At 52.6% G+C, this 25097-nt stretch carries 25 protein-coding genes; 8 read left to right on the top strand and 17 right to left on the bottom strand.

All coding sequences use genetic code 11. The annotated features are described in order from the left end of the window. Positions 1-5 precede the first annotated feature (5 nt). The 11 genes from alr to REH51_RS04745 all read right to left on the bottom strand — a co-directional run bounded on the left by alr (position 6) and on the right by REH51_RS04745 (position 9773). Positions 6-1106, bottom strand: coding sequence for an alanine racemase (gene alr, locus REH51_RS04695; protein WP_498936983.1), 1101 nt, complete (start codon positions 1104-1106; stop codon positions 6-8). Positions 1107-1285: 179 nt separating this feature from the next. Further along, entirely contained in the window at positions 1286-2257 is a 972-nt protein-coding gene (gene rpoS / locus REH51_RS04700) for an RNA polymerase sigma factor RpoS (RefSeq protein ID WP_009721416.1), read from the bottom strand. Between the two features lie 154 nt (positions 2258-2411). Then, entirely contained in the window at positions 2412-3512 is a 1101-nt protein-coding gene (locus REH51_RS04705) for a peptidoglycan DD-metalloendopeptidase family protein (RefSeq protein WP_009721415.1), read from the bottom strand. A 7-nt stretch (positions 3513-3519) separates the two neighbouring features. Beyond that, positions 3520-4491, bottom strand: a complete 972-nt coding sequence (locus REH51_RS04710) for a DUF368 domain-containing protein (RefSeq protein WP_009721414.1) — start codon at positions 4489-4491, stop codon at positions 3520-3522. Continuing rightward, positions 4488-5165 carry a protein-L-isoaspartate(D-aspartate) O-methyltransferase gene (locus tag REH51_RS04715; RefSeq protein WP_009721413.1) on the bottom strand — a complete coding sequence of 226 codons (678 nt, stop codon included), beginning with the start codon at positions 5163-5165 and terminating at the stop codon, positions 4488-4490. Before REH51_RS04715 ends, REH51_RS04710 begins: the two co-directional genes overlap by 4 nt. Then, positions 5152-5898: a 5'/3'-nucleotidase SurE gene (gene surE / locus REH51_RS04720; protein ID WP_498936985.1), complete on the bottom strand. Its 747-nt coding sequence runs from the start codon at positions 5896-5898 to the stop codon at positions 5152-5154. The genes REH51_RS04715 and surE overlap by 14 nt, the downstream gene beginning before the upstream one ends. Positions 5899-5948: 50 nt before the next feature. Continuing rightward, positions 5949-6989 carry a tRNA pseudouridine(13) synthase TruD gene (gene truD / locus REH51_RS04725; RefSeq protein WP_009721411.1) on the bottom strand — a complete coding sequence of 347 codons (1041 nt, stop codon included), beginning with the start codon at positions 6987-6989 and terminating at the stop codon, positions 5949-5951. Continuing rightward, positions 6982-7470, bottom strand: a complete 489-nt coding sequence (ispF, locus tag REH51_RS04730) for a 2-C-methyl-D-erythritol 2,4-cyclodiphosphate synthase (RefSeq protein ID WP_009721410.1) — start codon at positions 7468-7470, stop codon at positions 6982-6984. Before ispF ends, truD begins: the two co-directional genes overlap by 8 nt. Then, positions 7470-8186: a 2-C-methyl-D-erythritol 4-phosphate cytidylyltransferase gene (ispD, locus tag REH51_RS04735; RefSeq protein ID WP_009721409.1), complete on the bottom strand. Its 717-nt coding sequence runs from the start codon at positions 8184-8186 to the stop codon at positions 7470-7472. Before ispD ends, ispF begins: the two co-directional genes overlap by 1 nt. Continuing rightward, positions 8183-8536, bottom strand: coding sequence for a cell division protein FtsB (gene ftsB, locus REH51_RS04740; protein WP_009721408.1), 354 nt, complete (start codon positions 8534-8536; stop codon positions 8183-8185). The genes ispD and ftsB overlap by 4 nt, the downstream gene beginning before the upstream one ends. An 88-nt stretch (positions 8537-8624) precedes the next feature. Beyond that, entirely contained in the window at positions 8625-9773 is a 1149-nt protein-coding gene (locus tag REH51_RS04745; RefSeq protein WP_009721407.1) for a GNAT family N-acetyltransferase, read from the bottom strand. A gap of 160 nt (positions 9774-9933) precedes the next feature. Here REH51_RS04745 and REH51_RS04750 point away from each other — a divergent pair, with 160 nt between their 5' ends. The 4 genes from REH51_RS04750 to REH51_RS04765 all read left to right on the top strand — a co-directional run bounded on the left by REH51_RS04750 (position 9934) and on the right by REH51_RS04765 (position 16616). Beyond that, positions 9934-11289, top strand: coding sequence for an aldehyde dehydrogenase family protein (locus tag REH51_RS04750; protein WP_009721406.1), 1356 nt, complete (start codon positions 9934-9936; stop codon positions 11287-11289). A gap of 95 nt (positions 11290-11384) precedes the next feature. Then, a complete protein-coding gene (locus REH51_RS04755) occupies positions 11385-13997 on the top strand; it encodes an ATP-binding protein (protein ID WP_498936987.1) in 2613 nt (870 codons plus the stop codon). Further along, a complete protein-coding gene (locus REH51_RS04760; protein ID WP_498936989.1) occupies positions 13994-15763 on the top strand; it encodes an EAL domain-containing response regulator in 1770 nt (589 codons plus the stop codon). Before REH51_RS04755 ends, REH51_RS04760 begins: the two co-directional genes overlap by 4 nt. Then, entirely contained in the window at positions 15753-16616 is an 864-nt protein-coding gene (locus tag REH51_RS04765; RefSeq protein WP_009721403.1) for a MurR/RpiR family transcriptional regulator, read from the top strand. Before REH51_RS04760 ends, REH51_RS04765 begins: the two co-directional genes overlap by 11 nt. 12 nt (positions 16617-16628) lie before the next feature. On the opposite strand, the gene REH51_RS04770 is transcribed toward REH51_RS04765, so the two are convergent. Beyond that, complete coding sequence (locus REH51_RS04770; protein ID WP_009721402.1) at positions 16629-16988, bottom strand: RidA family protein; 360 nt, start codon at positions 16986-16988, stop codon at positions 16629-16631. A 71-nt stretch (positions 16989-17059) separates the two neighbouring features. Continuing rightward, a complete protein-coding gene (locus REH51_RS04775; RefSeq protein ID WP_009721401.1) occupies positions 17060-17545 on the bottom strand; it encodes an Lrp/AsnC family transcriptional regulator in 486 nt (161 codons plus the stop codon). A 218-nt stretch (positions 17546-17763) separates the two neighbouring features. Here REH51_RS04775 and REH51_RS04780 point away from each other — a divergent pair, with 218 nt between their 5' ends. After that, positions 17764-19449 carry a 2-isopropylmalate synthase gene (locus tag REH51_RS04780; protein WP_498936991.1) on the top strand — a complete coding sequence of 562 codons (1686 nt, stop codon included), beginning with the start codon at positions 17764-17766 and terminating at the stop codon, positions 19447-19449. Between the two features lie 4 nt (positions 19450-19453). On the opposite strand, the gene REH51_RS04785 is transcribed toward REH51_RS04780, so the two are convergent. Together REH51_RS04785 and REH51_RS04790 are read right to left on the bottom strand one after the other, a co-directional pair. Then, on the bottom strand, positions 19454-19795 hold the full coding sequence (locus REH51_RS04785; RefSeq protein ID WP_009721399.1) for a TraR/DksA family transcriptional regulator: 342 nt from the start codon (positions 19793-19795) through the stop codon (positions 19454-19456). Positions 19796-19813: 18 nt separating this feature from the next. Beyond that, entirely contained in the window at positions 19814-20668 is an 855-nt protein-coding gene (locus REH51_RS04790; protein ID WP_009721398.1) for a universal stress protein, read from the bottom strand. Positions 20669-20837: 169 nt separating this feature from the next. Between REH51_RS04790 and crcB (REH51_RS04795) the strand changes: the two genes are divergently transcribed. From crcB (REH51_RS04795) to REH51_RS04805, 3 genes are read left to right on the top strand one after another with little or no spacing between them, the layout of a single operon-like run. Continuing rightward, positions 20838-21224 (top strand): fluoride efflux transporter CrcB, encoded by a 387-nt coding sequence (gene crcB / locus REH51_RS04795; protein WP_009721397.1) that lies wholly within the window; start codon positions 20838-20840, stop codon positions 21222-21224. After that, on the top strand, positions 21221-21607 hold the full coding sequence (gene crcB, locus REH51_RS04800; RefSeq protein ID WP_498936993.1) for a fluoride efflux transporter CrcB: 387 nt from the start codon (positions 21221-21223) through the stop codon (positions 21605-21607). Before crcB (REH51_RS04795) ends, crcB (REH51_RS04800) begins: the two co-directional genes overlap by 4 nt. 13 nt (positions 21608-21620) lie before the next feature. Further along, on the top strand, positions 21621-22595 hold the full coding sequence (locus REH51_RS04805; RefSeq protein ID WP_498936994.1) for an arsenic resistance protein: 975 nt from the start codon (positions 21621-21623) through the stop codon (positions 22593-22595). Between the two features lie 51 nt (positions 22596-22646). Here REH51_RS04805 and REH51_RS04810 read toward each other — a convergent pair whose 3' ends face one another. Together REH51_RS04810 and REH51_RS04815 are read right to left on the bottom strand one after the other, a co-directional pair. Then, positions 22647-23504 carry a universal stress protein gene (locus REH51_RS04810; protein WP_009721394.1) on the bottom strand — a complete coding sequence of 286 codons (858 nt, stop codon included), beginning with the start codon at positions 23502-23504 and terminating at the stop codon, positions 22647-22649. A 19-nt stretch (positions 23505-23523) separates the two neighbouring features. After that, positions 23524-25014 (bottom strand): SulP family inorganic anion transporter, encoded by a 1491-nt coding sequence (locus REH51_RS04815; protein WP_009721393.1) that lies wholly within the window; start codon positions 25012-25014, stop codon positions 23524-23526. Positions 25015-25097: the final 83 nt, after the last annotated feature.

Here is a 25097-nt window from a genome sequence, read left to right on the forward strand (position 1 = left end):
ACCGTTTAAGCGAAGGCCCCATGATAGCGACGCGGCGCTCTTGGCAGCACTCCCGTTAATAAGGTATAGCTGATGGTATCGCAGTAGCGTGCTACCTCATCAATTGGCAACACAGCACCGTCGCTGGCGGCTCCCCACAGCACGACTTCGCTACCGATGGCAGCTCCCAGCACGTCGGTGACATCGACGGTTAGCATATCCATTGAAACCTTGCCAGCAATCGCACAGCGCTGACCATTCACCAACACAGGGGTACCGTCGATGGCGTGGCGATCATAGCCATCGCCATAACCTGCCGCGACGACGGCAATGATAGAGCGCCGCGATGCACGCCAACGGCCACCGTAACCAACGGGTTCGCCTACCTCGAGTTCACGAAGGGCAATAATTTCGGAGCGTAAACTCATCACTGGGCGCAACTGACGGGTGATCTCGTTGGCTTCTTCCAGCGGGTCACTGCCATACAGCATGACACCTGGGCGATTCCAGTCACCGTGGGCGTCCGGCCATGCCAATGTTGCTGGAGAGTTTGCTAAGCAAAGAGGCGCATCAAGCGCTTCCGCCAATGTCGTTAAAGCGGCCATTTGCTGATTAAAGTAGCTTCCCTCACGTGCATCTGCTGTCGCAAAGTGGCTCATCAAATGCAGCGCTGTCACCTGTGGTGCGTTAACCAACCGCTGCCAAACGTCAGGCGCTTCGTCTAGGGAAAAGCCTAAGCGATGCATACCTGAATCAACTTTCATCCACACAGGGATAGGCTGACGGGGTGAAAAAGCTAATAAGGCAGCCCCCTGCCACTCACTGTGAACACTGATCCAGAAATTGTACTGGTCAACCAGCGCCAGCTCGTCAGCGGTAAAAATACCTTCAAGCAATACAATGGGTTTTTTAACCCCCCCTTCACGCAGGCTAATCGCTTCTTCTATACACGCGACAGCAAATGCGGGCACATCGGCTTCCAGGGCGCGCGCGCATTCAAGCGCACCATGACCATAAGCATCCGCTTTAATAACGGCTACCGAGCGACTTTGGGGCGCGCAGCGGCACGCTAGCTGATAGTTATGACGCAGCGCGTCTAAATCAATATGGGCCACTAAGGGGCGCATCACGTTTCTCACTTACACAGTCAATAGTTAACGGTTGATCAACCAAAGGGCGTCAGTTCTAAAAGCGTATTCCTAAAAGCACATTCTAAAAACGTACTACAAAAACGCATTATAAAAACAACGCACCGAGCGATTAACTCGGTGCGTTATGGTCTGCGTGACGCAATTGTTTACTGCGATTAACTCTCGAAAATAGCGTTGAGAGAAAGGCCCTGCTTTTCCAAAGAGCGGCGCAGTTTCTTGAGTGCTTCCACCTGAATTTGCCGAACACGCTCGCGGGTTAGACCAATTTCAGCGCCAACTTCCTCTAACGTGGCTGCTTCATGGCCTCGCAAACCAAAGCGGCGCACAACTACCTCACGCTGCTTATCGCTAAGCTCATCCAACCAGTGGTCTACATGTTCGCGCACATCGCCATCAACCAGACATGCTTCCGGCCCTAGCACTTCGTCATCAGTTAACGTGTCGATTAACGGCTTATCGCTTTCGCCCCCCATGGGGTAATCTACTGAAGAGACGCGTTCGTTGAGCCCAAGCATCTTCTTAACCGTTTCTACTGGTTTGTCGAGATGATCGGCGATCTCTTCTGCTGTGGCCTCATGGTCAAGCTTTTGGGTCAGCTCACGCGCTGCACGCAGGTAAATATTTAGCTCTTTAACCACGTGAATCGGCAAACGAATGGTGCGCGTTTGATTCATCAACGCACGCTCAATAGTTTGTCGAATCCACCAAGTGGCATAGGTAGAAAAGCGGAACCCCCGTTCAGGATCAAACTTTTCTACAGCCCGGATTAGCCCAAGGTTCCCCTCTTCAATCAAATCGAGCAGCGTTAGCCCGCGATTAAGATAGCGCCTGGCAATTTTAACAACCAGACGGAGGTTAGACTCGATCATCCTTGACCGTCCAAGCGGGTCGCCTTTACGCGCTAAACGGCCATAGTAGACTTCTTCTTCCGGCGTTAATAACGGCGAGAAACCAATTTCATTGAGATAGATTTGCGTCGCATCCAAGCTTTGAGTCGATTGACGCTCATCGCGGCCCAACGCTTTTTCAAAGGCGTCTTCCTCCGCGGTGACATCATCGGCACTATCCAGCGCTTCTTCAACAGCGTCCAGGTCAACCTCCTGTAAATCCTTCTCCAGCATACTCATGGTAGTATCCCCCGTTATTTCGCCTAACCGCCATTTAGAAAAGTAAAGGGTGGTCGCACTCCCTGTGCACTTGCACCATTATTGTTATATGACGCCCTACTCCAGCTATTCGGGTACCCCAAGCACATCAACTGAAAGGTTCGCTTGGCAATGGTTAACGAGACGGCAGATAGTCCAGCGGATTTTGAGGTTGTCCATCACGACGCACCTCAAAGTGCAATTTGACGCTGTCTGCATCGCTGTCACCCATAGAGGCAATAACTTCTCCCGCTTCAACGACATCATTTTCTTTAACGCTTAAGCTATCATTATGCGCGTAAGCACTTAGATACTGATCGTTGTGTTTAAGTAGTATTAAGTTACCGTACCCCCGTACGCCACTGCCTGCGTAGACCACTATTCCTGGCCCTGCCGCTTTAACAGGTTGCCCCTTTTGGCCTGCGATATCAATCCCGGCGGTAATTGAGCCACCCTGACCAAACTCCCCGGTCACCTGACCAGCCGTTGGCCATTGCCAGTTAACATTATCAACAGGCGTAAACGTGCGTGCGGAGCGGTCAACGCGTGCGGTTTGGCTCGGCTGTGCAGACTCAACTGGCGGCGCTTCCACTGCGGGTTCTGGCTCGGGTGCTGGTGGCGTTGGTTCAGGTTCGGGTTTTGGTTCTGGCTCAGGCTTCGGCTCTGGCTCTCTTGTGGGCTCTGGCTGAGCCACCTCAGGCGTTTCTACCTGGGGGGCGTCGACACTACCCGAACTCGCACTATCAGTCACTTGCTGCGCGGCTTCCACCGACGCTTGCTCAGCACGCTCCGCTCGCTCAGCCGTTAAACGCTGGTTACGCTCAATCGCACTTTCATCGGGTAGCAACCAGTCCAATTGCTGATCGTTGCTTGCCACGGAAGTCGCTTGAGGATTTAGCCCCGTTGCGACAGCGCCCGATGCAGGGCGCTCTGGGGCAGAGGAGCCTGCTGACTGATTAGTTGATGCTACCACCCCTTCCCGCAGCGCAATGGTTTGGCCTGGGTAAATTTGATAAGGCGCATCAATATTATTGATTTGCGCCAGTTGGCGGTAATCAAGATTATGCTGCCATGCGATACCATAAAGGGTATCGCCTGCCTTAACCGTATATTGTGGTGAGTCTGCTACCGCGCGGCGCGCCTCACTCAAATCACGCACTTGTGGGGTGTTTTGCTGCTGATTGGCGCAGCCGCTGACAGCCAACGCCAATACTGACATTATGAAAACCTTACGCATGAAAACCCTACTCCTTTTCAACGTCGCGCGCGTTTCCTATTGATCTATGCCCGGCATAGTGCACTGCGCGACGGTTTAATAACACCACCAATAGTGCGCCAACCACCATTAGTGCCACAACGCCTACCGCTTGTGCAGATGCACCAGACAGTACCGCATAGTCACTAGGCAACAGATAACGATGAGCCAACGGGATCATTTGTCCATCAGGGCCAAGCTGATAACGTAATAGCTCTTTCCACGGCCATAACACGGGTAACGAGCCAACAATAAAGCCTAACAAAAGCTGTAACGTAGAATCATGGTGGCGACGCAGGAGCCACGACAGTAGTCGCGAAAATAGCGCTAAACCAACAACACATCCCATGCCAAAGAGCATGATAATACCGATATCGAAGCTTCGAATAGCCCCTAAAATGGTGCCATAAAGTCCCATAGTAAGCAGTAAGAAACTACCAGACACTCCAGGCAACAGCATGGCGCTAATAGCAATACAGCCAGCTACCATAACTACCAGAGCTTCGTTACCGATAAGTAACACCAGCGGCATCATACCTGGCAGCGACTTAGCCAACAGCAGCCCCCCAACCATGGGTATTAGGTACCAAAACTTCCAACCTCGGCCCGCCTTGGCGACAACAAACCCCGATGCGGCCACCAAACCGAAGAAAAATCCCTCAATCAACAGCGGGTGCGCTTCCATTAGCCAAAGCGCTATATGAGCAACACTGAAAAGACTAACTGCGACGCCAAGCAACAGCGGCACTAAAAAGGTTAAATTCAAGTGCTGAGCAAGCGCTAGCCAGCCGCCACGACGCCATGCGGTAAAGGCACTGGGGCCAAACTGTTTGATGGTATTAATGAATTCCTCATAAATACCGGTAATAAATGCGATCGTCCCGCCTGAAACACCGGGCACCGCATCGGCCGCCCCCATTCCTGCGCCTTTTAAAAACAGCTCTACAAATCGACGCTTCAATCCACCACTCCTTGCAATAGGGGTACAAAGCGCACGGGTTCAAGCCGACGCTTTTCAAAGGCACTACCAATGCGTTTTATTTGGGTGAGCCATTGGCTGCCGTCAGGTTCTTCCAACGGAGCAATCAGCACACCGTCATGGCTAAGCTGCTCCAATAGAACTTCTGGCAGCGTTTGAGCACAAGCGGTTAACAGAATCACGTCAAAGGGCGCTGCTTCTTGCCATCCTTCACCACCATCAGCCACTGCCAGCGTCGCAGGCGCATCAAGCCGCCAAAGCCGCTCTGCGGCGCGCTGATGTAATGCATAAATGCGTTCGACCGAGTAAAGCATTGGCACCAGCCGGGACAGTATTAACGTTTGATAACCCGAGCCGGTTCCCACTTCAAGCACGCGCTTTGGATCAGCTCGCAGCACCAGCTCGGTCATACGGGCAACCGTTAGTGGTTGCGATAGTGTCTGACCAAAACCGATGGGCAGCGCGGTGTCTTCATACGCGCGATGAGCCAGCGCTTCATCAACGAACAAGTGCCTTGGCTCACCCGCCATAATATCGAGCACCCGCGCGTCTTGAATACCTTGCTGCTCAAGCCGCTCTACCATGCGATCCCGGGTGCGCTGAGAGGTCATGCCTCGTCCGCGCAGTTCGCTAGGCGAAAGCTCAGGCAAAAGCATCCAACCAGTCCTGCACGTCGCTGCGCGCGGGATGGCGCGTCAAGTCTGTTTGTAGCGGGGTAATTGATACATACCCCGCCTCGATAGCAGAAAAGTCGGTATCTTCACCATCGTCCGCATTGGCCGCAACGGGTGCTATCCAGAAGCGCGTACGACCACGTGGATCTTTTACTGGAACTGGTTTCTCTGCTGGTCCGCGATAGCCTAAGCGGGTCACTCTGACGCCTTTAATCTCTTCCCACGGAACATCTGGCACGTTGACATTCAAGAGTGTGCGAGGTGGCAGCGATAGCTGATCAGCAGCACCGATCAAACTGGCCGCTACTTTGGCTGCCGTCGTGAAATAGCGTTCACCACACAGCGACATTGCAATGGCGGTCATGCCCAAATTGCGCCCTTCCATGGCAGCCGCCACGGTGCCTGAATAGAGCACATCATCACCAAGATTACTGCCGTGATTAATCCCCGAAATCACCAAGTCAGGACGCTCATCCCAAACCCCGTTGACGCCCAAATAGACACAGTCGGCGGGCGCCCCGTCCACACTGTAAAAGCCGTTATCTAACGCGGTTAAAGAGAGCGGACGGGAGAGTGTCAGCGAGTTACTGGCGCCGCTGCGGTCTCGATCAGGAGCAACCACACGTAAATTCGCATGGGCGACTAGCGCATCATGAAGTGCCCGTAAGCCCGGCGCATGGACACCATCGTCATTGGAAAGCAGCAGTCGCCGCATCAGCGTCTCCTTTATAGATGCCTAGTAAAGATAACCGCACGCGGGGCGCATTAAGCAAAATCTGGATGAGCAATTAACTCACTCACCACCGCCGTCGCAAAACTTCCCCGTGGTAAGGAAAATGAGAGTACCACGGCATTAGGTAATGTCTCGATACTAGGCGAAATTAACCTTGCTCGCAGCGCCCGATGAGAGCGTTTCACACCGCTTTTCACCAACCCCTCGCACAGCATTGGATGACACGCCAACAGCCGTTTTTCGTAGTCTGCCACCTGATATTCGGCAAGTTCCCCGACACCCCACAGGGCACCGGTCGGATGGATATCAAGCGCTGCGGCACGACCGATCAAGTCGTCGTCCACTGAGTCAACGGTAAAGACACTGTGTGTGCCATCCAGCATGAGCATATCGCCCGCTAGAGGCTGGCACCACGAGCCATCCGCTAGGCGCTCACTCAACAGCTCGTTAAACAAGAAACTGCGCGCGGTAGAAAGCATCATTCCCTGGCGGTCATCCCGCTTGCGCCAACCTTTAGCTAAAAGGGCTTCTGCACGCTGTAAATTTCGTCCACCAGGCCCAAAACGCTGGGGACCAAAATAGTTAGGAACACCTTGGTGACAAAGCGCCTGCCAACGATCAAAGAAATGATTTTCCTCAAGCGCCTCACCGCTAAGCCGCAAAGTGAAGTGGTTTGTGCGATGGACACCGCGTTTGAGTTTTCGGGGGTGCCTCGCCTGCGCCAATACCGTAATACCCAATGCCGCTAATGAGGCGCTCAAATCACTTGGTGCCTCGCGGCCAGGCAAATGCACGCTTAACCATTGCCGGGTCACTGCAACACGATCCTTCATCCCGGAGTAGCCCACATCCCGAAGTGTTACACCACAAAGACGGCTGACGCTTTTTACCACATCTAACGTGGTTTGATGTCGCTTTTCAAGACGCAACCACAAATGCTCGCCATGATTTTCAGGCGTAAAATCCAGCTGCTCGTCGACAACAAAATCTTCTGGCTGAGCACGATAATGGCCTGGCCTGGGAGCACCGAACTCGGCATCTAAGCAGCGCTGCCAAGCGGGTAAGTTAAGCATTCAGCGCCTCTTGGTGCTCAATCAGCACCACTGCCTCAGCGGCGATACCTTCACCTCGTCCGGTAAATCCAAGCCGTTCGGTCGTCGTGGCCTTAACATTGACCTGCCCGAGGCTAATACCTAAATCTTCAGCGATGACAGCGCGCATTGTATCAATGTGCGGCGCCATTTTAGGCGCCTGTGCCATTAACGTGGCATCTAGATTAACCACAGAGAAACCCTCTGCGTGAACCAGTTGAACCACGTGACGCAATAAATGGCGGCTATCTGCACCAGCCCACGCTGGATCGGTATCGGGGAAGTGCCGCCCAATATCACCGAGCGCACAGGCACCCAGTAGTGCGTCACTGACAGCATGCAGCAACACATCGCCATCCGAGTGGGCAACAAAACCATGTTCGAAAGGCAGCTTTACGCCACCAATCATCAAATGGTCGCCAACGCCAAATCGGTGCACGTCAAATCCGTGTCCAATTCGCATTAACAACTCCTTTCAGATTCAGAGGATTGGGCGACTTGCGACGCCATGATGGCGGCAGCAAGGGCAAGGTCATCAGGATGGGTGATTTTGAGATTGTCGCGACGCCCACTAATCAGTTTGGGGGCTTGCCCAAGTGCTTCAACAGCCGAGGCCTCATCCGTTACCACACAATGGTTAGCGACAGCGTATTCAAGGGCACGGTGCAAAAGCGCATAGCGAAAACTTTGGGGTGTTAACGCATGCCATAGCCGCTCCCGGGGCTCTGTCACGGCACTTAGCTGTTCGGCATTGGCCCGCTTCATAGTGTCGGCAACCGGCATCGCCAAGAGCGCGCCGCTTGGGTGTTGCTGTGCGGCGTGATAAAGCGTTAGCAAATCAGACGATGTAATGCAGGGGCGCGCGACATCATGCACCATCACCATATCGTTTTCTTGCGCGTTAATAGCGTGCAGCGCATTTAAAACGCTATCCATTCGCTCAGCACCACCCGCCACTCGTTGCCACTGGGAAAAGGGTACCCATTCAGGATTGAACCAACGATCATCACTGTCCAGGCATAGCACAAGATGCGCAGCGGGGAAGGCTCTGTGCAGTCGGCTAAGTGTATGGGCAAGGATAGGCTTTTCACCCAGCGACAGGTACTGCTTAGGCTTATCAGCACCCATTCGCTTGCCTTGCCCTGCTGCGGGTACAATTAGCCACAGCGAATGACTCATTCGTTAGTGTCCTCGCTAGGCAAGCCTGGCTGGGTAACTAGCCCCGCATTGATGCCCACGAGCTCTGCTTCAATCGCCACACCAGGCACCCAAAAGAACTGTTCATCGCTACGCACCATGCCCATGTCGCTACGAGCACGTTCTTCAATCGCATCCAGGCCGGTTTTTAGATCGGTGACTTCAGCCGCTAACCGAGCGTTACGCTCTCGCATCGGCACATTGGCAGCCTCTTGAACGGCAACGCGCTCTTCGACCAGCTGTAAATCTTCCCAGCCACCATTACCTAGCCAGAGCTGGTATTGGAAAAACCCCAATACCGCAAGCAGCGCAACCGTTAGCCATTTATGCATCACCGCATTCCTTTGTTTAGGCCTAAACGAGGCGCATTATGCCATTAAGGGCTATTTCCAGCGAGTCACGCCTTACCTAAATGGTGTTTCATTTAAACGGTAATGCGTCGTTCGCCGCCTCACGATAGGCGCTGATATGGGCACCCTCTTCGTGGCAAAACTGGGCGACACCAGCCGCTAAACCAGGGTGAACAAGATAGTGCAACGAACGCACCCGCTCGGGAGCAAAACCGCGCACCAGCTTATGCTCCCCCTGGGTGCCGGGGTCAAACAAAGAGAGCCCTTTTTCCAGACAAAATTCAATGCCTTGGTAGTAGCAGACTTCGAAATGAAGACAGTCAGCAACCACCTCGCTCCCCCAATAACGGCCATACAATGTGTTCTCGCCACGAAAATAGAGGGCGGCGGCGACGGGCTGGTCATTCAACAGCGCCTGAACCAAAACAAGCGCCTCAGGCATCGCATGGCGCAAATGCTCAAAAAACGCGTCATTTAAGTAAGGAGGACGTCCCCGCTCATGATACGTGATCGTGTAACAGCGGAAAAAGTGGGCCATTGCTTCCTGAGAAATGGCCTCGCCCTCTAAACACCGTAACGTAAAGCCTTGCTCGGCGACCAAACGACGCTCACGCTTAATCATTTTGCGGCGTTTTGACGTAAGGCTAGCTAGAAAACCATTAAAATCACCAAATCCGCGATCCCGCCACTGGAACTGAACGCCTTCTCGAGCAATTAGCTCGGGAAACTGGCGCTGCCAAGCATCCACTTCATCATCCTGCGCAAACAGGAGGTGCCAACTCGATAGCGCTTGCTCTTCGCAATGGGCTTGCCATGTCGTTGCTAATAACCCGCGTACATCATCGCCGTTGGCGTCATCGGCGATTAAAGTACGCGTACCTGGAACCGGGGTGAACGGAATGGCACTTAATGCCTTAGGGTAATAATGGCCGCCTGCACGCTCCAGCGCATCGGCCCACCCCCAATCAAACACATACTCACCGTAGGAGTGGTGTTTGCGATACATGGGCAATGCGCCCACTAAGCGGCTATCTTGCCATACGCAGAGGTGGCAAGGCTCCCATCCGGTAGCCTCGCAGACAGAGCCACTGCTCTCTAACGCATGCAAGAACGCATGTCGCAGGAAAGGCTGCTCGTTACTGACTAGTGCGTCCCATTGGGCGGCGTCTACGGCGTCGATAGTGGGTAGCATAATGCATGACAGTGAGCGCGAAAGCATGATGCCTCCCGTGGCATATCGGTAAAATAGTGAATGAGTGACCTTACCACCAACTAGGCTGTCAGTGCCTTTGTTGAAGCTGTCATTTCTGTTCGGAGTGCGGTATTCAAGTAGCAGTGACAACCGTCTATTGTTATTAAGAATTGACCCAGGAGCCGCCATGAAACGTGATTTAACGCGCCTGTTGCACGCTCAGCGTCATGCGGCTGGCCAAGCGCCCTTCCCCTCACTAAGTACACGACGAGAGCGTTTAGCCCGCCTTGCACGAATGACCAAGCATCACCAGCGGGACATTATCCACGCCATTCAAACTGACTTCGGCAAACGCAGCGGGACAGAAATACGCCTAGCGGAAATTAGCGCGGTGCTGCAAGCCACTCGTCATACTCGGCGACACCTCTGGCACTGGATGCGTCCATACGCTGCCAACATGCCGTGGCGCTTGTGGCCCGCCCGCGCCCGCATTGCTCCTCAGCCACTTGGCGTGGTCGGCGTTATGTCGCCTTGGAACTACCCGTGGAGCTTAGCACTGATGCCTGCTATCGATGCTTTCGCAGCGGGCAATAGCGTCATGATTAAGCCAAGTGAATATGCCCCTAATACCAGCGCCCTTCTGGCCAAGCTGGTACCGCAGTACTTTACCGATGAAGAACTGTGCGTTGTGGAAGGCGGCCCCGAGATAGCAAAAGCGTTTAGCGCACTACCCTTTGATCACTTGGTTTTCACCGGCTCCACGCAGGTGGGCCGCCAAGTCGCGCTTGCCGCTGCCGAGCAGTTAACCCCAGTGACGCTTGAACTGGGTGGTAAATCACCCGCCATCGTGGCGAGTGACGCGAACCTAGATCGTGCCGCCGCATCAATTATTTTCGGCAAGGGGATGAACGCTGGTCAGACCTGCATTGCACCAGATTATGTACTGGTGGAAAGCCGCCACCTGGAAGCACTTATCCAGGCACTTAGCCGAGCTATCGAACAGCAGCGCCCAAGTGATAAAGAGTCCACTGGCTTTGTCAGCCCGAACCACCAGCAACGCAGTGAACGGCTGATAGCGCAAGCAAGAGATCACGGCTGTCGAATCATTGATGTCGGGCATCATGCACCAGCACTCGTTATCGATCCAACCCAAAACCTCGAGCTGATGCGTGAGGAAATTTTTGGCCGTGCGTTACCGCTTATCAGCGTTAAAAGCATCGACGACGCGATTGCCTTTGTTAATGCCCGGCCTCACCCATTGGCACTCTATGCCTTCACTGACAATAAATCGCTGCAAACAACCTTGCGTCACGCCACTCGCTCTGGCGCGCTGGTATTTAACGAAACACTGCTCCATCACGCAGTTCCATCGTTGCCCTTTGGTGGCGTTGGGGAAAGCGGTACGGGGGCTTATCACGGTCGCCACGGTTTTGAACGATTCAGTCATTTACGGGGCATTTTTTATCAATCAAAGCGAGCCACAAGTTCACTGATAAGGCCGCCCTATAAACGCTGGCTATTAAAATTACTGAGGATTGGCTAAAGCTTATCAATTAATACCCGATAATTATTACTATTCGCCAATTAATTATCTAGTTGAGCGCACTTTTTTGAACGAACTATTTTTTTGGACGCACAATGCAAGCCGCAGATTTTCCTGAGAATGAATACCAGCGCTTGGCGGCATTGCATGCTCTCCAGGTACTTGATACACCCGCTGATAAAGCGTTTGACCGAATCACTCAGCTTGCTTGCGACCTCTTTGACTTACCTATTGCGCTAGTTTCTCTCGTTGATGCTGAACGACAGTGGTTTAAATCCCACCAAGGACTGGCTGCCAGTGAAACCTGCCGAGACCTATCGTTTTGTGCCCACGCGGTGGCGCTTAACGACATTCTGGTCATCGAAGATACACTTGAAGATCTGCGCTTTGCGGACAACCCTCTGGTCACGGGGTCGCCGCACATTCGCTTTTATGCCGGGCAGCCACTTCAGCTGGCCGATGACCTGCCCGTGGGTACGCTGTGTTTAATTGATCGTCAGCCGCGCTCGTTTAGCCAGCGTGACCGAGCCATCCTAAAAAGCTTAGCGGGGCAAGTAGAAGAGCTGCTTCGCCAACATCAAATACGTAGAGCCTTGGCTCAAACCACGCGTCGCTACGAGGCACTGTTTAACGAAAGTGCCACTGGCATCGTTCGTATTGACCGCTCTGGTAGCGTGTTGAGCATCAACCCCTTTGCGCTAACAATGCTGGGCTACCAACAACATGAAGTGGTCGGTAACAATGTGGCGATGTTTACGCCTGAAACGATCAGTGCCCACCATGACAGCTTTCTTGCCAATTTTTTGGCGGGCAGCGAACCCAAGGTTATCGGCCGAGGCCGAGAAGTAGAGGCGCTCCATAAAGACGGTCATTTGATACCCGTCCACCTTGCTGTCAACGCCATCCATAATGAGCAAGGAGATGTTGCTGAGTTTTTGGGCATTTTGACCAATTTAACCGAGGTTTATAACGCCACCCAGCGAATTCATAAAGAGCAAAGCCTGCTTAAAGTGCTCCACCAAGGCATCACGGACTATCAGGCACTAATGTCGGTTGAGCAGCTGTGGACGTTTTTAATGGAAGCGCTGCGAGAGCTCACCGACAGTGATTACGCCCTTATTGGAGAAGTGCTGCCAACCGACACCACCAATGCACTCAAAATACACGCTATCACCGACCTCTCATGGAGCCATGAGTCCAGGCATCTGATGGAACGTCTACGCAGCGGTGATATGACGCTTACCAACCCTAATTCACTTTTAGGGCGCGTCTTTGCCCATGGCGATGTCATTATGACTAACGACATTTATCGCCATACTAAGCGTGGTGGTTTCCCACCAGGTCACCCACGTTTAGATAACTATTTAGGCGTGCCGATTTTCAGCGGTGACAGCCTTATTGGTATGTTTGCCATCGCGAACAGTAACCAGCCATTAAACCAGACCCTTTTAGACTGGCTTCAGCCTTTTACTGACACCTGTGCGCTGCTCATTAACCTCTATCGCCAAATGGCCGAGCGCGAACAAGTCACCTGCGATTTGGCAACCGCTCGGGATCAAGCAGAACAAGCCAACAAGGCGAAAAGTGAGTTTCTCTCTTCAATGAGCCACGAGTTGCGCACGCCGCTTAATGCGATTATCGGCTTTGCTCAGCTGCTGGCAAAAGGCCGACGTGATCCACTGAGTGAAAAGCAGCAGCGCCAGGTGGGGCAAATCGAGAAAAGCGGTCAACACCTGTTAAGCCTGATTAATGAAGTGCTGGATTTAGCAAAAATCGAAGCGGGCTACATGACGCTTTCATTAGAGCCTATGCTAATCGAAAACGTATTAGACGATGCCTGCACAACGCTGGAAGCCAACATTGGAGCGGCCAATATCACCCTAACGCGTGATTCATTATCGCCAGCCTGCATGGTGATGGCAGATTACACGCGGGTAAAACAAATACTGCTCAATTTGCTTTCTAATGCGATTAAATACAATCGAGAAAACGGCACAATCCACGTAAATATTGAGCCGATGGGTAACGAACTAAAAGTGAGCGTTATCGACTCTGGGCATGGCATTGCGCCAGAACGCCAGCAAGAGCTTTTTGAACCGTTTAACCGCTTGGATGCAGAGCACGGCCCGATCGAAGGAACAGGTATTGGCTTAGCCATTACGCGTGAACTGGTAGAACGAATGAAGGGGCAACTCGGTGTTGATAGCCAGCCGAGCAAAGGTTCTACCTTTTGGTTTACGCTACCCATTACCGAGCACCTTGGCGAGCACGAACCACCGCCGCTGAGCAGTACCATTGACACCTCCGGAGATTCTCAGCGCGCATTTAGTCTGCTTTATATTGAAGATAATCCTGCTAACCAGCGGCTTATGGAAGATATCATTGACGATTTTTCTGCTGTACAGCTGCGCGTCGTGGCGAGCGCAGAACTCGGCTTGGAAATCATGCGCCACTCGCTGCCTGATCTCGTCTTAATGGATATCCATCTACCCGGAATGAATGGCTTTCAAGCGCTCGACATTATGCAGAACGACCCAATGCTAAAGCAGATCGATGTCATTGCGCTGTCTGCCAATGCGATGGAACGTGACTTACATTATGGACTGGCGGCAGGGTTTGCGGACTATCTTACAAAACCTATTGATATCGATAAATTGACCGCATCACTTAATCGATTTATCACTATTGCACCAAGGACGGCGCCATGAGCCTGACCCATAAACACCTCCTCGTGGTGGATGACAACAGCATCAACGTAGAGCTGTTATTAGACCTGCTGGACGACCATGGCTTTGAAAATGCGCATGGCCTAAGCGACCCGCGCCAAGTACTGGCGCATTGCAAGCAAACGTTGCCAGACCTGATACTGCTTGATATTCGCATGCCTTACATGGATGGGTACGCGGTTATCAACCAGTTGCAAACACAGTTTGGTCATCACACCCCACCGATCATCATACTCACCGCACAGATTGATGATGAAACACGTCACCGTTCGCTTAGCATGGGCGTACGTGACTTCGTCACGAAACCGTTCAAACATGATGAGGTGTTACAGCGCATCCGTAATACGTTAAGCGTTGAGCACCGCTACCAAGTCCGCAATCAACAGGCAGACACGCTCGAGCGCATGGTGGCAAAGCGCACCAAAGAGTTAGATCGCCAGTCTCGTACCGACCCCATCACCCAATTGGCGAATCGCCGCGCACTCACTCAAATGCTTCGTGAAGCAGCATTGCGAGGCACGGGAACAGGGCTTCTCTTCATTGCCCTGGATCACTTAGACGACGTCATTAAGCTGCATGGCTATGGCGTCGCTGATAAATTGATGGTTCATATCAGCCGTCAGCTTTCGGCTAAACTCAGTCAGCAATGCCAAATAGGTTTGTGGGGAGGTAGCGAGATACTGGTCATTACCGCTCACGCCGATCTCGAAGCGTTACGGCACTCCGCTGCGCAGCTATTGAGTTGTTTCGATCAAGACCAGGCACTGGGTGACCTGCTACTGCCCCTGAATGCGCGTATTGGCATTAGCTGGGCGAATGCCCATTTCGAAATTGAACGCCTTGTGCATATGGCTGGCTTGGCGTTGCCGCAAAACGGCACGCTGCGCGTTCAATGCTACAACGAAACCTTAGAAGCGCAACAACGCCAACGACTGAACCTTCAGCAAGCTATCCGCGGCGCGACCGAGCGCGGAGAGATGTCCCTGGCATTTCAACCTAAAGTGTCTCTGGCAACACAGCGTGTCATCGGGGCTGAAGCTCTTTTACGCTGGCACCATCCTGAATTAGGCCATATTTCCCCTGGGGACTTTATTCCCCTCGCAGAAGCAAGTGGTGATATCCTCTCTATTGGTGAGTGGGTGCTTGAAAAAGCAATGCAGCATATTGTCGAATGGCGACTAAAAGGCTTGTTGGATGATCACTTCCACATTGCGGTAAACGTTGCAGCCCGCCAGTTGGCGCGCAAAGACTTTGCTCAAACGCTGCTTTCCAAGCTGGCTGAGTACGAGATCCCTGCACGTTTTTTCGCGTTGGAAGTTACCGAGTCAGGCTTATTAAGCGATATGCACAACGCACGCACGCAACTGGCTCAACTTGCTGAGGTGAACATTGCCGTCGCGATTGACGATTTTGGCACTGGGCACTCTTCGCTTGCTTATGTTAAAACGCTGCCTTTCTCCACCCTGAAAATAGATCGTGCCTTCGTTATGGATCTAGAGCACGACGCGGTAGATCGTCATTTAGCTCTTACGATTACCCAGCTTGCCCATGCCGTTGGGTGCGACGTAGTGGCAGAAGGTATTGAAACACTTGCCCAGGCGGACTACTTACGTTCTATTGGCTGTGAAGCGGCGCAGGGGTATTACTATGCCCGTCCGCTAACCGCCGACGCTTTTTTTACGTGGTGCAACGAATGGGCACCCAACGCTCAAAAAAATATTGCCATGGAGTCTGTTGATGGCGCATGACCTGCTTGACCGCTTACGCGAACGCTTAGAAGAACTAAACCGCTCAGAACGCAAAGTTGCCAATGTCATCCTGGAGGATCCAGCGGTAGCCACCAGTCTGAGCATTGCAAGTCTTGCTCAAGCGGCCAGCGTCAGTGAGCCTACGGTCAATCGGTTCTGCCGTAACTTCGGTGCCAAAGGCTACCCGGATTTTAAAATCAAACTTGCTCAAAGCTTGGCGGGCGGCACGCCCTATGTCACGCGGGCTGTCGAGCCGGGCGATAGCGCTTCGCAATACACCCAGAAAATCTTTGGCGCGACGATTGCCGCCTTAGATGAAGCACAGCGGGAAGTTGATATGGCCGCTGTGGAGCGCATGGTTGATTATCTCACCCAGGCGAAACAGATCCATTTCTTTGGCTTAGGCGCCTCAGGTGCCGTCGCCCAGGACGCCCAGCACAAGTTTTTCCGTTTCAACTTGCCCGTCATGGCCTATGTGGATGTGCTGATGCAGCGTATGGTGGCCGCCGCCTGTCATACGGGAGATGTGGTGGTGATTATCTCGTACACAGGCCGCACCAGAGAATTGGTCGATATCGCACGCGTTGCTCGCGAAGCAGGCGCCGTGGTGTTGGGTATTACCGCTCCGAATTCCCCGCTTTCGTTGGAATGTACCGCGACTCTCGAAGTGGCCACCCCCGAGGACACCGACCACTATATGCCCATGACCTCGCGGATGATTCAATTAACGCTGATTGATGCCCTAGCCACTGGGGTTACCCTGAGGCGCGGCGAAGACTTCTTACCGCACCTAAAGAAAATCAAAGATAGCCTGCGCGATACCCGCTTTCCCGTGGAAAAGGCAGGTAAGTAATCAACATATGACTTAGCTGCTGACGGCAGTGGTAACCGTAATTTCTACTTTTAACTCATCAGCAGGCAGCGGCGCGCATACACAGGTGCGTGCCGGTGCATAGCCTTCAGGTACCCACGCATCCCACACTTCATTCATGGCGGCAAAATCATTGCCGTCTTTGAGATAAATCGTCGCGCTCAATAACTGTTCGCGGCTAGAACCAATCTCTTTTAACAGCGCATCAACCCGCGCCAGCATACTTTCGGTTTGCGCTTTAATGCCTTCATGGCGGGCCTCGGGGCCAGTTACCTGGCCACACAAATAGGCCACGCCTTGATGAATAACGGCACGGCTCATACGGGCTTTTGTATCATGACGCTGAATTGTCACGGTTCAATCTCCTAAGTAAGACAAAAAAAGCAGTGTAACCCGCCATTGACTCGTTGCCTATGCCTTCTTAATCAAGCGTTCTCCGTGGGCACAGGGCGATGCTCGAAAACTCGCCGCAAAACAAAGCTGGTGTGGGCGCCAGTAACCCCTTCAATACGGTTGATTACGTGCAGCAAAAGGTGCTGATAGTCGTCCATATCACGTACCAGTATCTTGAGCTGAAAATCCGCCGCTTGGCCGGTGATAATCAAACACTCAATCACGTTAGGAATTTTACGAATATGGCGTTCGAAGTTATCAAACCGCTCAGGGGTATGTTGATCCATGGAAATATGCAGCAGCACCATCAGTTGATAGCCTAACTGTCGTGCATCAACATCGGCCCGGTATTGAGTAATTAACCCGTGCTCTTCTAGCGCACGCACTCGGCGCAAGCAGGGGGATGGGGAAAGCCCTATACGCTCGGCTAACTCCTGATTACTAATCCGTCCCTCCTGCTGTAACACATTCAGAATATGGCGATCAAAACGATCAAGCTCAAGCGGCACGACTGGCATAACAAGCAGCTCCTACCAATAAAAACAAAATAATCGATATTTACTGCCAATTATTAGCGATATAACCACACTTTCGCAATAACCTTTCGCCTAACTTCAAGTAAACTGTATTGACTGTCACAAGCAGCCCCTACACGGTGCCTTACCCAGGCACCTGTTAACGCGGCTTACGCCACAAGCGGCCGCCCAAATAATTCACCGCCCTCAGGAAACTCACCATGTCTGCTTTTAATCATCGCAAATACCGCCCTGCTCCGCGTGTTCCCGCATTCAACCGCCAATGGCCTGACCGCGACCTAACTCAAGCGCCCATTTGGCTAAGTGAAGACCTACGCGATGGCAATCAGGCGCTATTAGAGCCGATGACGGTGGAGCAAAAGCAGCGCTTTTGGCACCAAATTATTAAAGTAGGCATTAAAGAAGTGATGGTGGGCTTTCCCTCGGCTAGCCAACCAGACTACGACTTTGTCCGCTGGCTAATTGAAGAAGACCAAATTCCAGACGATGTCACTATTGCGGTACTCGTTCAGTGCCGTGAACACTTAATCGAGAAAACCTTTGCATCGCTGGTGGGCGTCAAGCGCGCCATTATTCACCTTTATAACTCCACCTCTACCATCCAGCGCGAGCGGGTGTTTGAGATGGACCGTGACGGCATTACCGATATTGCTGTGCAAGGCGCTACCTGGGTGAAGACCTATGCTGCCCAGCACCCAGATGCTGATTGGCGTTTCCAATATTCACCGGAAAGCTTTTCTAGCACTGAAATCGATTTTTCACTGGCCATCTGCGAGGCCGTGATGGATGTTTGGCAGCCAACACCAGACAACAAATGCATCCTCAACTTGCCCACCACGGTAGAAGTTGCGGGGCCGCACCATCATGCTGACCAGATTGAATACTTTTGCCAGCACATTAGCCGTCGCGACAGCGTGATTATATCGGTACACACCCACAACGACCGCGGTGGCGCCGTTGCTTCAGCGGAGTTGGCATTGTTAGCGGGAGCCGACCGTGTCGAAGGCACGCTACTGGGTAACGGCGAGCGTACCGGCAATATGGATATTGTTACCCTGGCGATGAACCTATACAGCCAGGGTATTGATCCGAAGCTGGATCTTTCCAACCCGGACGAGATCGTTCAGGTGGTGCATGAGTGTACCGGTATCACTATGCACCCGCGCCACCCCTGGGTCGGCGAGATGGTGTATACCGCGTTTTCTGGCAGCCACCAGGATGCTATTCGTAAATCACTCAAGCATCAAAAGCCCGACGAGCCGTGGCAAGTGGCCTACTTACCCATTGACCCACATGATATTGGCCGCGACTACAAAGCCGTTATCCGGGTGAATAGCCAGTCTGGCAAAGGCGGCATGGCCTTTTTGTTGGAGCGAGACTACGGCATTAATTTACCGCGTTGGATGATGCTGGCACTTGCTCCTTACGTACAACAAGAGAGCGAGCGCCGTAACGGCGAGCTTTCCAGTGAAATTATTCGCCAAGTAATGTTTGATAATTTCACTCAGAATGCGCCACTGGCATTGGCCGATTACCGGCTATCTAAAGGGCAGTACGAGGGAATAGAAATAACCCTTTGGCAAGGCTCTGAAACACTGCGCCTGTCAGGTACCGGCAACGGCGCCATGTCATCCTTCACTGATGCTTGGAAGAAGCATTCGGGCAGCAACGTCGCAATTATTGACTACAGCGAGCATTCACTTGGCGGTGACAGTGAAGCCAACGCGATTGCCTTTGTGCAGCTGAATATTGATGGGCAACGACTTTGTGCCGTGGCCGAAGATAGTGACACCGTTAGCGCATCGCTGAAGGCGCTGCTGTCAGGCATTAATATGGCGCAGGCCACCAAGCAGCATCAGCAGGAAGCCACTGCTATTGAGGTCTAAGCGCTCACTCAGCACACTCGATACATTTCAGCACTAACGGGTCCCAGGTGAGGCGTTTGGCACCAATCCATTCGCCACACTCAATGCATTCGCCAAAGTTCTGCTGTTCAATACGCTGCAAGGCGCCGCTAATACGCTTAAGCGACATTTGGCGGCGCTGCTCTTCTGCCTTTGCCATTGCTTGGCCCTGCAGCGCATCCATACGTGACAGACGCCCCACCGACGTTTGGTCAAGCACCACCGTCTCTCTTGAAGACGCGCTTTCAATGCTTTCTTTTCGCAAAGAAACCTCTAGCGCCAACAGCTTTTGGCGTATCGCGGCGATGTCTACCTCAGGGTGATTCATCTGCCTCTCCTAATGACTTCAGCGCAGAATTAGCACCGGCAAATGGGCATTGCGTAACATGGCGGTCGTCGTGCTGCCAACCAGCAAGTGACGAATACGCGAATGGCCATAGGCACCCATGACCAACAAATCGATGCCGTGCTCTTGCTTGTAAGCGCGCAACGTTTCTTCCACTTCACCAGCGCGTATTGCTCCTTCAGCGTGGTGGCCAGCAGACTCAAGAACATCGATTGCCCACTCAAGCTGTGATCGGTTTTCTGCCGTCTCAGCGCCCACGATCACGACATGGCAGGCAGCACCTTCAAAGAGCGGGCTTTTGGCCAGCATCTCAACGCCTTTGCGGGCCGTTTTGCTTCCATCAAACGCCATCATCACGTTTTTAGGTTGCGTAAACTGCTTAGGCACCATCAATAGAGGGCGATGCATCTCGCGCACGACGCGTTCAAGATTGGAGCCTAGATGGCCGCTAGCTTGATGCGCGGTTTCGCCACGCTTGCCTAACACCAGTAAGCGCATCTCTTTTTCGTTTTCAACCAAGGTTTCTACCAGCGTACCGTTACGCTGAAGGCAGAGTGGATCCGTAATACCGGCTTTCATTGCGCGTACTTTTGCCGCATCGAGCATATAACGCCCCTGCTCACGGGCAACTTTCGCGCGCTGTTCTTCAATATCAGATAGCTTTTCTAGCAAATGCTCTCGAGTCCCTAAGCCTAAATTCCCGGTTAGATCAGGCTCTGTCACCTGAGAGTGGTTATCCAGGGTATGAATAAAGCTTAATGGCGCATCAAGTGCCTTGGCGGCCCAGACAGCATAATCACAGATACTTTCCGAATACTGAGATCCATCAATAGCGGCGAACACGCGATCAGACATAAAAGCGACTCCTTGAGCGGGTGCGTTAAGATTTTTATTATTCTCACTCTTTTTTACACGAACTTATTGACCAGCGACACCTTAACGCGTTCTTTCCGTTCATCCCTATCGTTATAGGGTGGGTGGTACACTTAGCGGCCTATTAACGCGTTCAGTTAAAGGAGTCACGATGGGGCATGGTATCGCGAGCATGCTACTGGTAGCACTTGGCGGCGCGTTGGGCGGCATGAGTCGCTATGCCGTGTCTAACCTTATGGCCCACCTGCTGGGCAAAACCTTCCCATGGGGCACCTTACTGGTGAATGCCAGCGGTGCGTTTATAGCGGGCGGGCTACTCGGATACTACGGCGTGCCAACCACACAGCCGCTGTGGCTATTTGCTATTGCAGGCCTGTTAGGTGGCTACACCACTGTTTCTTCATTTAGCTTACAAACTATTGAGCTATGGCAAAGCGGCCAAGCGCTGCGTGCCGCCTTAAATATTGCCGCTACTTTACTGCTGGGCATGGTGATGGTCACGCTCGGTTGGCTATTGGCTATGGGGTTGCTGCTATGAGCTGGCAAGCTTACCTAGCCGTCGGGATTGGCAGCGGGATTGGCAGTGCACTTCGCTACGGGGTATCTCTCGTGTCTTTGGCAGCGTTTGGCGGCTATTTCCCCTGGGGCACGCTATTAGTTAACGTGCTGGGCTCTGGGGTCATCGGTTGGGTTGCCGCTACCGCCTCGCGTTTTCCTAACGCCAAGCTGGCGCACTGGCAGGCGCTGTTAGTCGCCGGCTTTTGTGGCGGCTTTACCACGTTTTCACTTTTTAGCCTGGAAACCTTGCACCTTATTCAGCAAGGACTCTCTGGGCTAGCGCTGCTTTATATATTCGTCAGCCTACCGCTTTGGTTACTGGCGGCCTGGCTAGGAGAACGTATAGCGCTTTCTCGTCTATAACCGTAGGTATTTTATGCGCGAGCAGTTAGAGCGGCAGCAGTCCTGGGTTTACCTGGGGTTTATCTGCCTAGGGCTTATGCTGGGCCTAATAGCCCCCATACTCGTGTCATCGTTTGAACAGCTGCTATGGCCGCTGCTCGGTGTTCTGCTCTACGCCACCTTTACTCAAATACCGCTATTAGATATCAAGCAAAGCGTTGCCGATACACGCTTTATGGCAGGGCTGCTGATGGGCAACTTTATAATCATCCCTGCGCTACTCGGGGTGTTGGTGCTAGGTCTTTTAGTACTGGGGCTGCCACTTCCCCCACCGGTGATAGCTGGGGTTTTGCTAGTGCTGCTGGTGCCTTGCACCGATTGGTTTATTACCTTCACGCACTTAGGCAAAGGCGATGCCGCCCGCGCTGTCGCGGCAACGCCGCTACTGCTGGTCATCCAAATGGTCGCGTTGCCCGTTTATCTTTGGCTATTTTTAGGCGGCGAGTGGTTTCAGCTAACTTTTTCTACCGACTTTCTCAGCGCCTTTGCTGGCTTAATTATGCTGCCCTTGGGATTGGCATGGCTGACGAAATTAGCGGCCCAGCGCTATCACGCCATTGAGCACGTCACTGAACAGCTTGGTTACTTGCCAGTGCCGCTGCTGGCATTGGTAGTATTGGTCATTGCGGCAACACAGGTTAATAGCGTGCTAGCGCTTACCCATGTATTGGTACAGGTAGTGTTTATTTTTGTGGGCTATTTAGTAGTGGCGGCATTTATAGGTAAAGTGCTGGGCAGGCTATTTAAGCTTCCCGCCACTAGCGCCCGAACACTTGCCTTTAGTTTTAGTACGCGCAATTCGTTTGTCATGTTGCCTATTGCGCTTACTCTGCCCAATGGATGGCAAGCTGCAGCAGTTGTTATTGTTTTTCAATCGCTAGTGGAGCTATTTGGCATGGTAGTGTTGATACGCTGGGTACCCGGCAAGCTAATTCCAAGCCACCTATAAAAAAACGCCGGCCCCTTAGCGTGGTGACCGGCGTTAAAGCGTGCGTATTGTTTAACGCAATATCAGCACCGGTATTCGGCTACCGCGTAACATCGCCGTTGTAGTACTACCAACCAGCAAGTGGCGAATACGCGAGTGGCCATAGGCGCCCATCACTAGAAGGTCGATAGCATGCTCCTTCTCGTACGCTTGCAAGGTGTCGTCTACCTCACCGGAGCGGATGGCGCCTTCGGCTTGGTGGCCAGCGTCGCGTAGCGTAGTCAGCGCCCACTCAAGTTCGCTGCGGTGCTCTGCAGTTTCAGCACCCACAATCAGCACATGGCATTCGGCACCTGCAAATAACGGCGAGCGCGCCAGCATCTCCACCCCTTTCCGGGCAGTTTTGCTACCGTCAAACGCAATCAGTACCTTTTCAGGTTGCTTAAAGGCTTTAGGCACCATGAGAATTGGGCGGTGCATTTCACGCACCACACGCTCAAGGTTAGAACCTAGGTGGCCGCTGGCATGGTGAGCCGTTTCGCCACGCTTGCCTACCACCAATAAACGAATGTCTTTCTCTAGCTCTACCAAGGTTTCGACCAGCGTGCCGTTAAGCTGGCGAACAATGGGATCAACGACCCCATCTTCCACTGCCCGTGCCTTAGCAGCTTCCAACATGAGCTTGCCTTGCTCACGGTTCACCTTGGCGCGCTGCTCATCAAGCTCGGAAAGCTCTTTCATCAAGCGCTCGCGGGCACCAAACCTTAGGTTACCTGACAAATTTTGTTCTTCTGGTACAACAGAATGATTATCCACCACATGCACAAAGCTAAGCGGGGCATTTAATGCCAAGCTTGCCCAGGCGGCGTAGTCACAGACGCTTTCTGCATATTGGGAGCCGTCAATCGCGGCGAGTACATGTTCAGTCATATCGCTCTCCTTGCGGTAGTTAGTGGCCGCCCATCAGCTTTTCAACCGCTTCAGGATCGTTGTGTACCGCGTAACGATCTACCACGGTGGCACTGGCTTCACTCAAGCCCACTAGTTCGACCTCGGTACCTTCACGGCGGAACTTAATCACCACGCGGTCCAGGGCCTGAACAGCGGTAATATCCCAGAAGTGGGCACGGGAAAGGTTGATGGTGACCTTATCGATGCTCTCTTTAAAATCGAAGGCGGCAATAAAACGCTCAGAAGAGGCAAAGAACACTTGGCCAACCACTTGGTATTCACGCTCTTTACCGGGCTCTACTTCTTTCGAGCCGATATACATGATGTTGCCGACTTTGTTAGCAAAGAACATCGCCGCCAACAGCACACCAACAAACACGCCAATAGCCAAGTTGTGTGTGCCTACTGTTACGACAACGGTAGCTACCATCACAACGTTGGTGCTCATCGGGTGTTTTTTCAGATCGCGAATCGATTCCCAACTGAAGGTACCAATCGACACCATGATCATGACTGCCACCAACGCTGCCATGGGAATCTGCGAGACCCAATCAGCAAGGAAGACCACCATCATTAATAGCGCAATACCAGCGATTAACGTTGAAGTACGGCGACGGCCACCCGATTTAATGTTGATCACTGATTGGCCAATCATCGCACACCCCGCCATACCACCGATCAAACCAGCACCGATATTAGCGATACCTTGACCTTTACACTCGCGGTTTTTATCACTTTTGGTGTCGGTTAAATCGTCAATAATGGTGGCTGTCATCATGGATTCCAGCAGTCCCACCACGGCCAACATTAGCGAGTAGGGCAATACGATCATTAATGTTTCGAAATTCAGCGGCACATCAGGCCACAAAAACATTGGCAAGCTATCCGGCAGTTCACCCATGTCACCTACACTGCGAATTTCCATGCCAGTCACCATGTAAACAACAGTGAGGACGACAATACATACCAACGGCGATGGAATGGCTTTGCCAACCACAGGCACATAGGGAAAACCGTAAATGATGGCTAAGCCTGCAATCGTCATGACATATACATGCCAAGTAACGCCGGTTAACTCAGGCAATTGGGCCATAAAGATAAGAATTGCTAGCGCGTTTACAAACCCGGTAACCACCGAACGAGACACAAAACGCATTAGCTCAGCAAGCTTTAAGTAGCCTGCAATAATCTGTAGTACACCAGTAAGCAGCGTGGCCGCCAACAGGTACTCCAAACCGTGCTCTTTTACCAGCGTAATCATCAACAACGCCATGGCACCGGTTGCAGCAGAGATCATACCCGAGCGCCCACCAGTGAAGGCAATGATGACGCAGATCGCAAAGGAAGCATAAAGGCCCACTTTGGGGTCTACGCCCGCAATAATTGAGAATGCAATGGCTTCAGGAATCAGCGCAAGCGCAACGACAATCCCCGCAAGGGTGTCGCCCTTGAGGTTAGAAAGCCAAGATTGTTTAAACTTTTCGTACATGCGAAGGGTCCATGGTTAAGGTTTGAAGATTGGCCAAAAGCGGGCAGACAACGCCACCAAGCATTGGCACGCTGAGGATGTAC

It is taken from the genome of Halomonas bluephagenesis (assembly GCF_054790765.1).

Bases quoted from the DNA above. Each gene is read 5' to 3' on its own strand.
- REH51_RS04785 (WP_009721399.1), bottom strand. From the start codon at position 19,795: ATGAATCACCCTGAGGTAGACATCGCCGCGATACGCCAAAAGCTGTTG.
- truD (WP_009721411.1), bottom strand. From the start codon at position 6,989: ATGCTTAACTTACCCGCTTGGCAGCGCTGCTTAGATGCCGAGTTCGGT.
- ispD (WP_009721409.1), bottom strand. From the start codon at position 8,186: ATGAGTCATTCGCTGTGGCTAATTGTACCCGCAGCAGGGCAAGGCAAG.
- REH51_RS04815 (WP_009721393.1), bottom strand. From the start codon at position 25,014: ATGTACGAAAAGTTTAAACAATCTTGGCTTTCTAACCTCAAGGGCGAC.
- ispF (WP_009721410.1), bottom strand. From the start codon at position 7,470: ATGCGAATTGGACACGGATTTGACGTGCACCGATTTGGCGTTGGCGAC.
- alr (WP_498936983.1), bottom strand. From the start codon at position 1,106: ATGCGCCCCTTAGTGGCCCATATTGATTTAGACGCGCTGCGTCATAAC.
- REH51_RS04765 (WP_009721403.1), top strand. From the start codon at position 15,753: ATGGCGCATGACCTGCTTGACCGCTTACGCGAACGCTTAGAAGAACTA.
- REH51_RS04775 (WP_009721401.1), bottom strand. From the start codon at position 17,545: ATGCCAGTCGTGCCGCTTGAGCTTGATCGTTTTGATCGCCATATTCTG.
- REH51_RS04755 (WP_498936987.1), top strand. From the start codon at position 11,385: ATGCAAGCCGCAGATTTTCCTGAGAATGAATACCAGCGCTTGGCGGCA.
- REH51_RS04780 (WP_498936991.1), top strand. From the start codon at position 17,764: ATGTCTGCTTTTAATCATCGCAAATACCGCCCTGCTCCGCGTGTTCCC.
- REH51_RS04715 (WP_009721413.1), bottom strand. From the start codon at position 5,165: ATGCTTTTGCCTGAGCTTTCGCCTAGCGAACTGCGCGGACGAGGCATG.
- REH51_RS04810 (WP_009721394.1), bottom strand. From the start codon at position 23,504: ATGACTGAACATGTACTCGCCGCGATTGACGGCTCCCAATATGCAGAA.
- surE (WP_498936985.1), bottom strand. From the start codon at position 5,898: ATGCGGCGACTGCTGCTTTCCAATGACGATGGTGTCCATGCGCCGGGC.
- REH51_RS04750 (WP_009721406.1), top strand. From the start codon at position 9,934: ATGAAACGTGATTTAACGCGCCTGTTGCACGCTCAGCGTCATGCGGCT.
- ftsB (WP_009721408.1), bottom strand. From the start codon at position 8,536: ATGCATAAATGGCTAACGGTTGCGCTGCTTGCGGTATTGGGGTTTTTC.
- REH51_RS04705 (WP_009721415.1), bottom strand. From the start codon at position 3,512: ATGCGTAAGGTTTTCATAATGTCAGTATTGGCGTTGGCTGTCAGCGGC.
- crcB (WP_498936993.1), top strand. From the start codon at position 21,221: ATGAGCTGGCAAGCTTACCTAGCCGTCGGGATTGGCAGCGGGATTGGC.
- rpoS (WP_009721416.1), bottom strand. From the start codon at position 2,257: ATGAGTATGCTGGAGAAGGATTTACAGGAGGTTGACCTGGACGCTGTT.
- REH51_RS04790 (WP_009721398.1), bottom strand. From the start codon at position 20,668: ATGTCTGATCGCGTGTTCGCCGCTATTGATGGATCTCAGTATTCGGAA.
- REH51_RS04760 (WP_498936989.1), top strand. From the start codon at position 13,994: ATGAGCCTGACCCATAAACACCTCCTCGTGGTGGATGACAACAGCATC.
- REH51_RS04745 (WP_009721407.1), bottom strand. From the start codon at position 9,773: ATGCTTTCGCGCTCACTGTCATGCATTATGCTACCCACTATCGACGCC.
- crcB (WP_009721397.1), top strand. From the start codon at position 20,838: ATGGGGCATGGTATCGCGAGCATGCTACTGGTAGCACTTGGCGGCGCG.
- REH51_RS04805 (WP_498936994.1), top strand. From the start codon at position 21,621: ATGCGCGAGCAGTTAGAGCGGCAGCAGTCCTGGGTTTACCTGGGGTTT.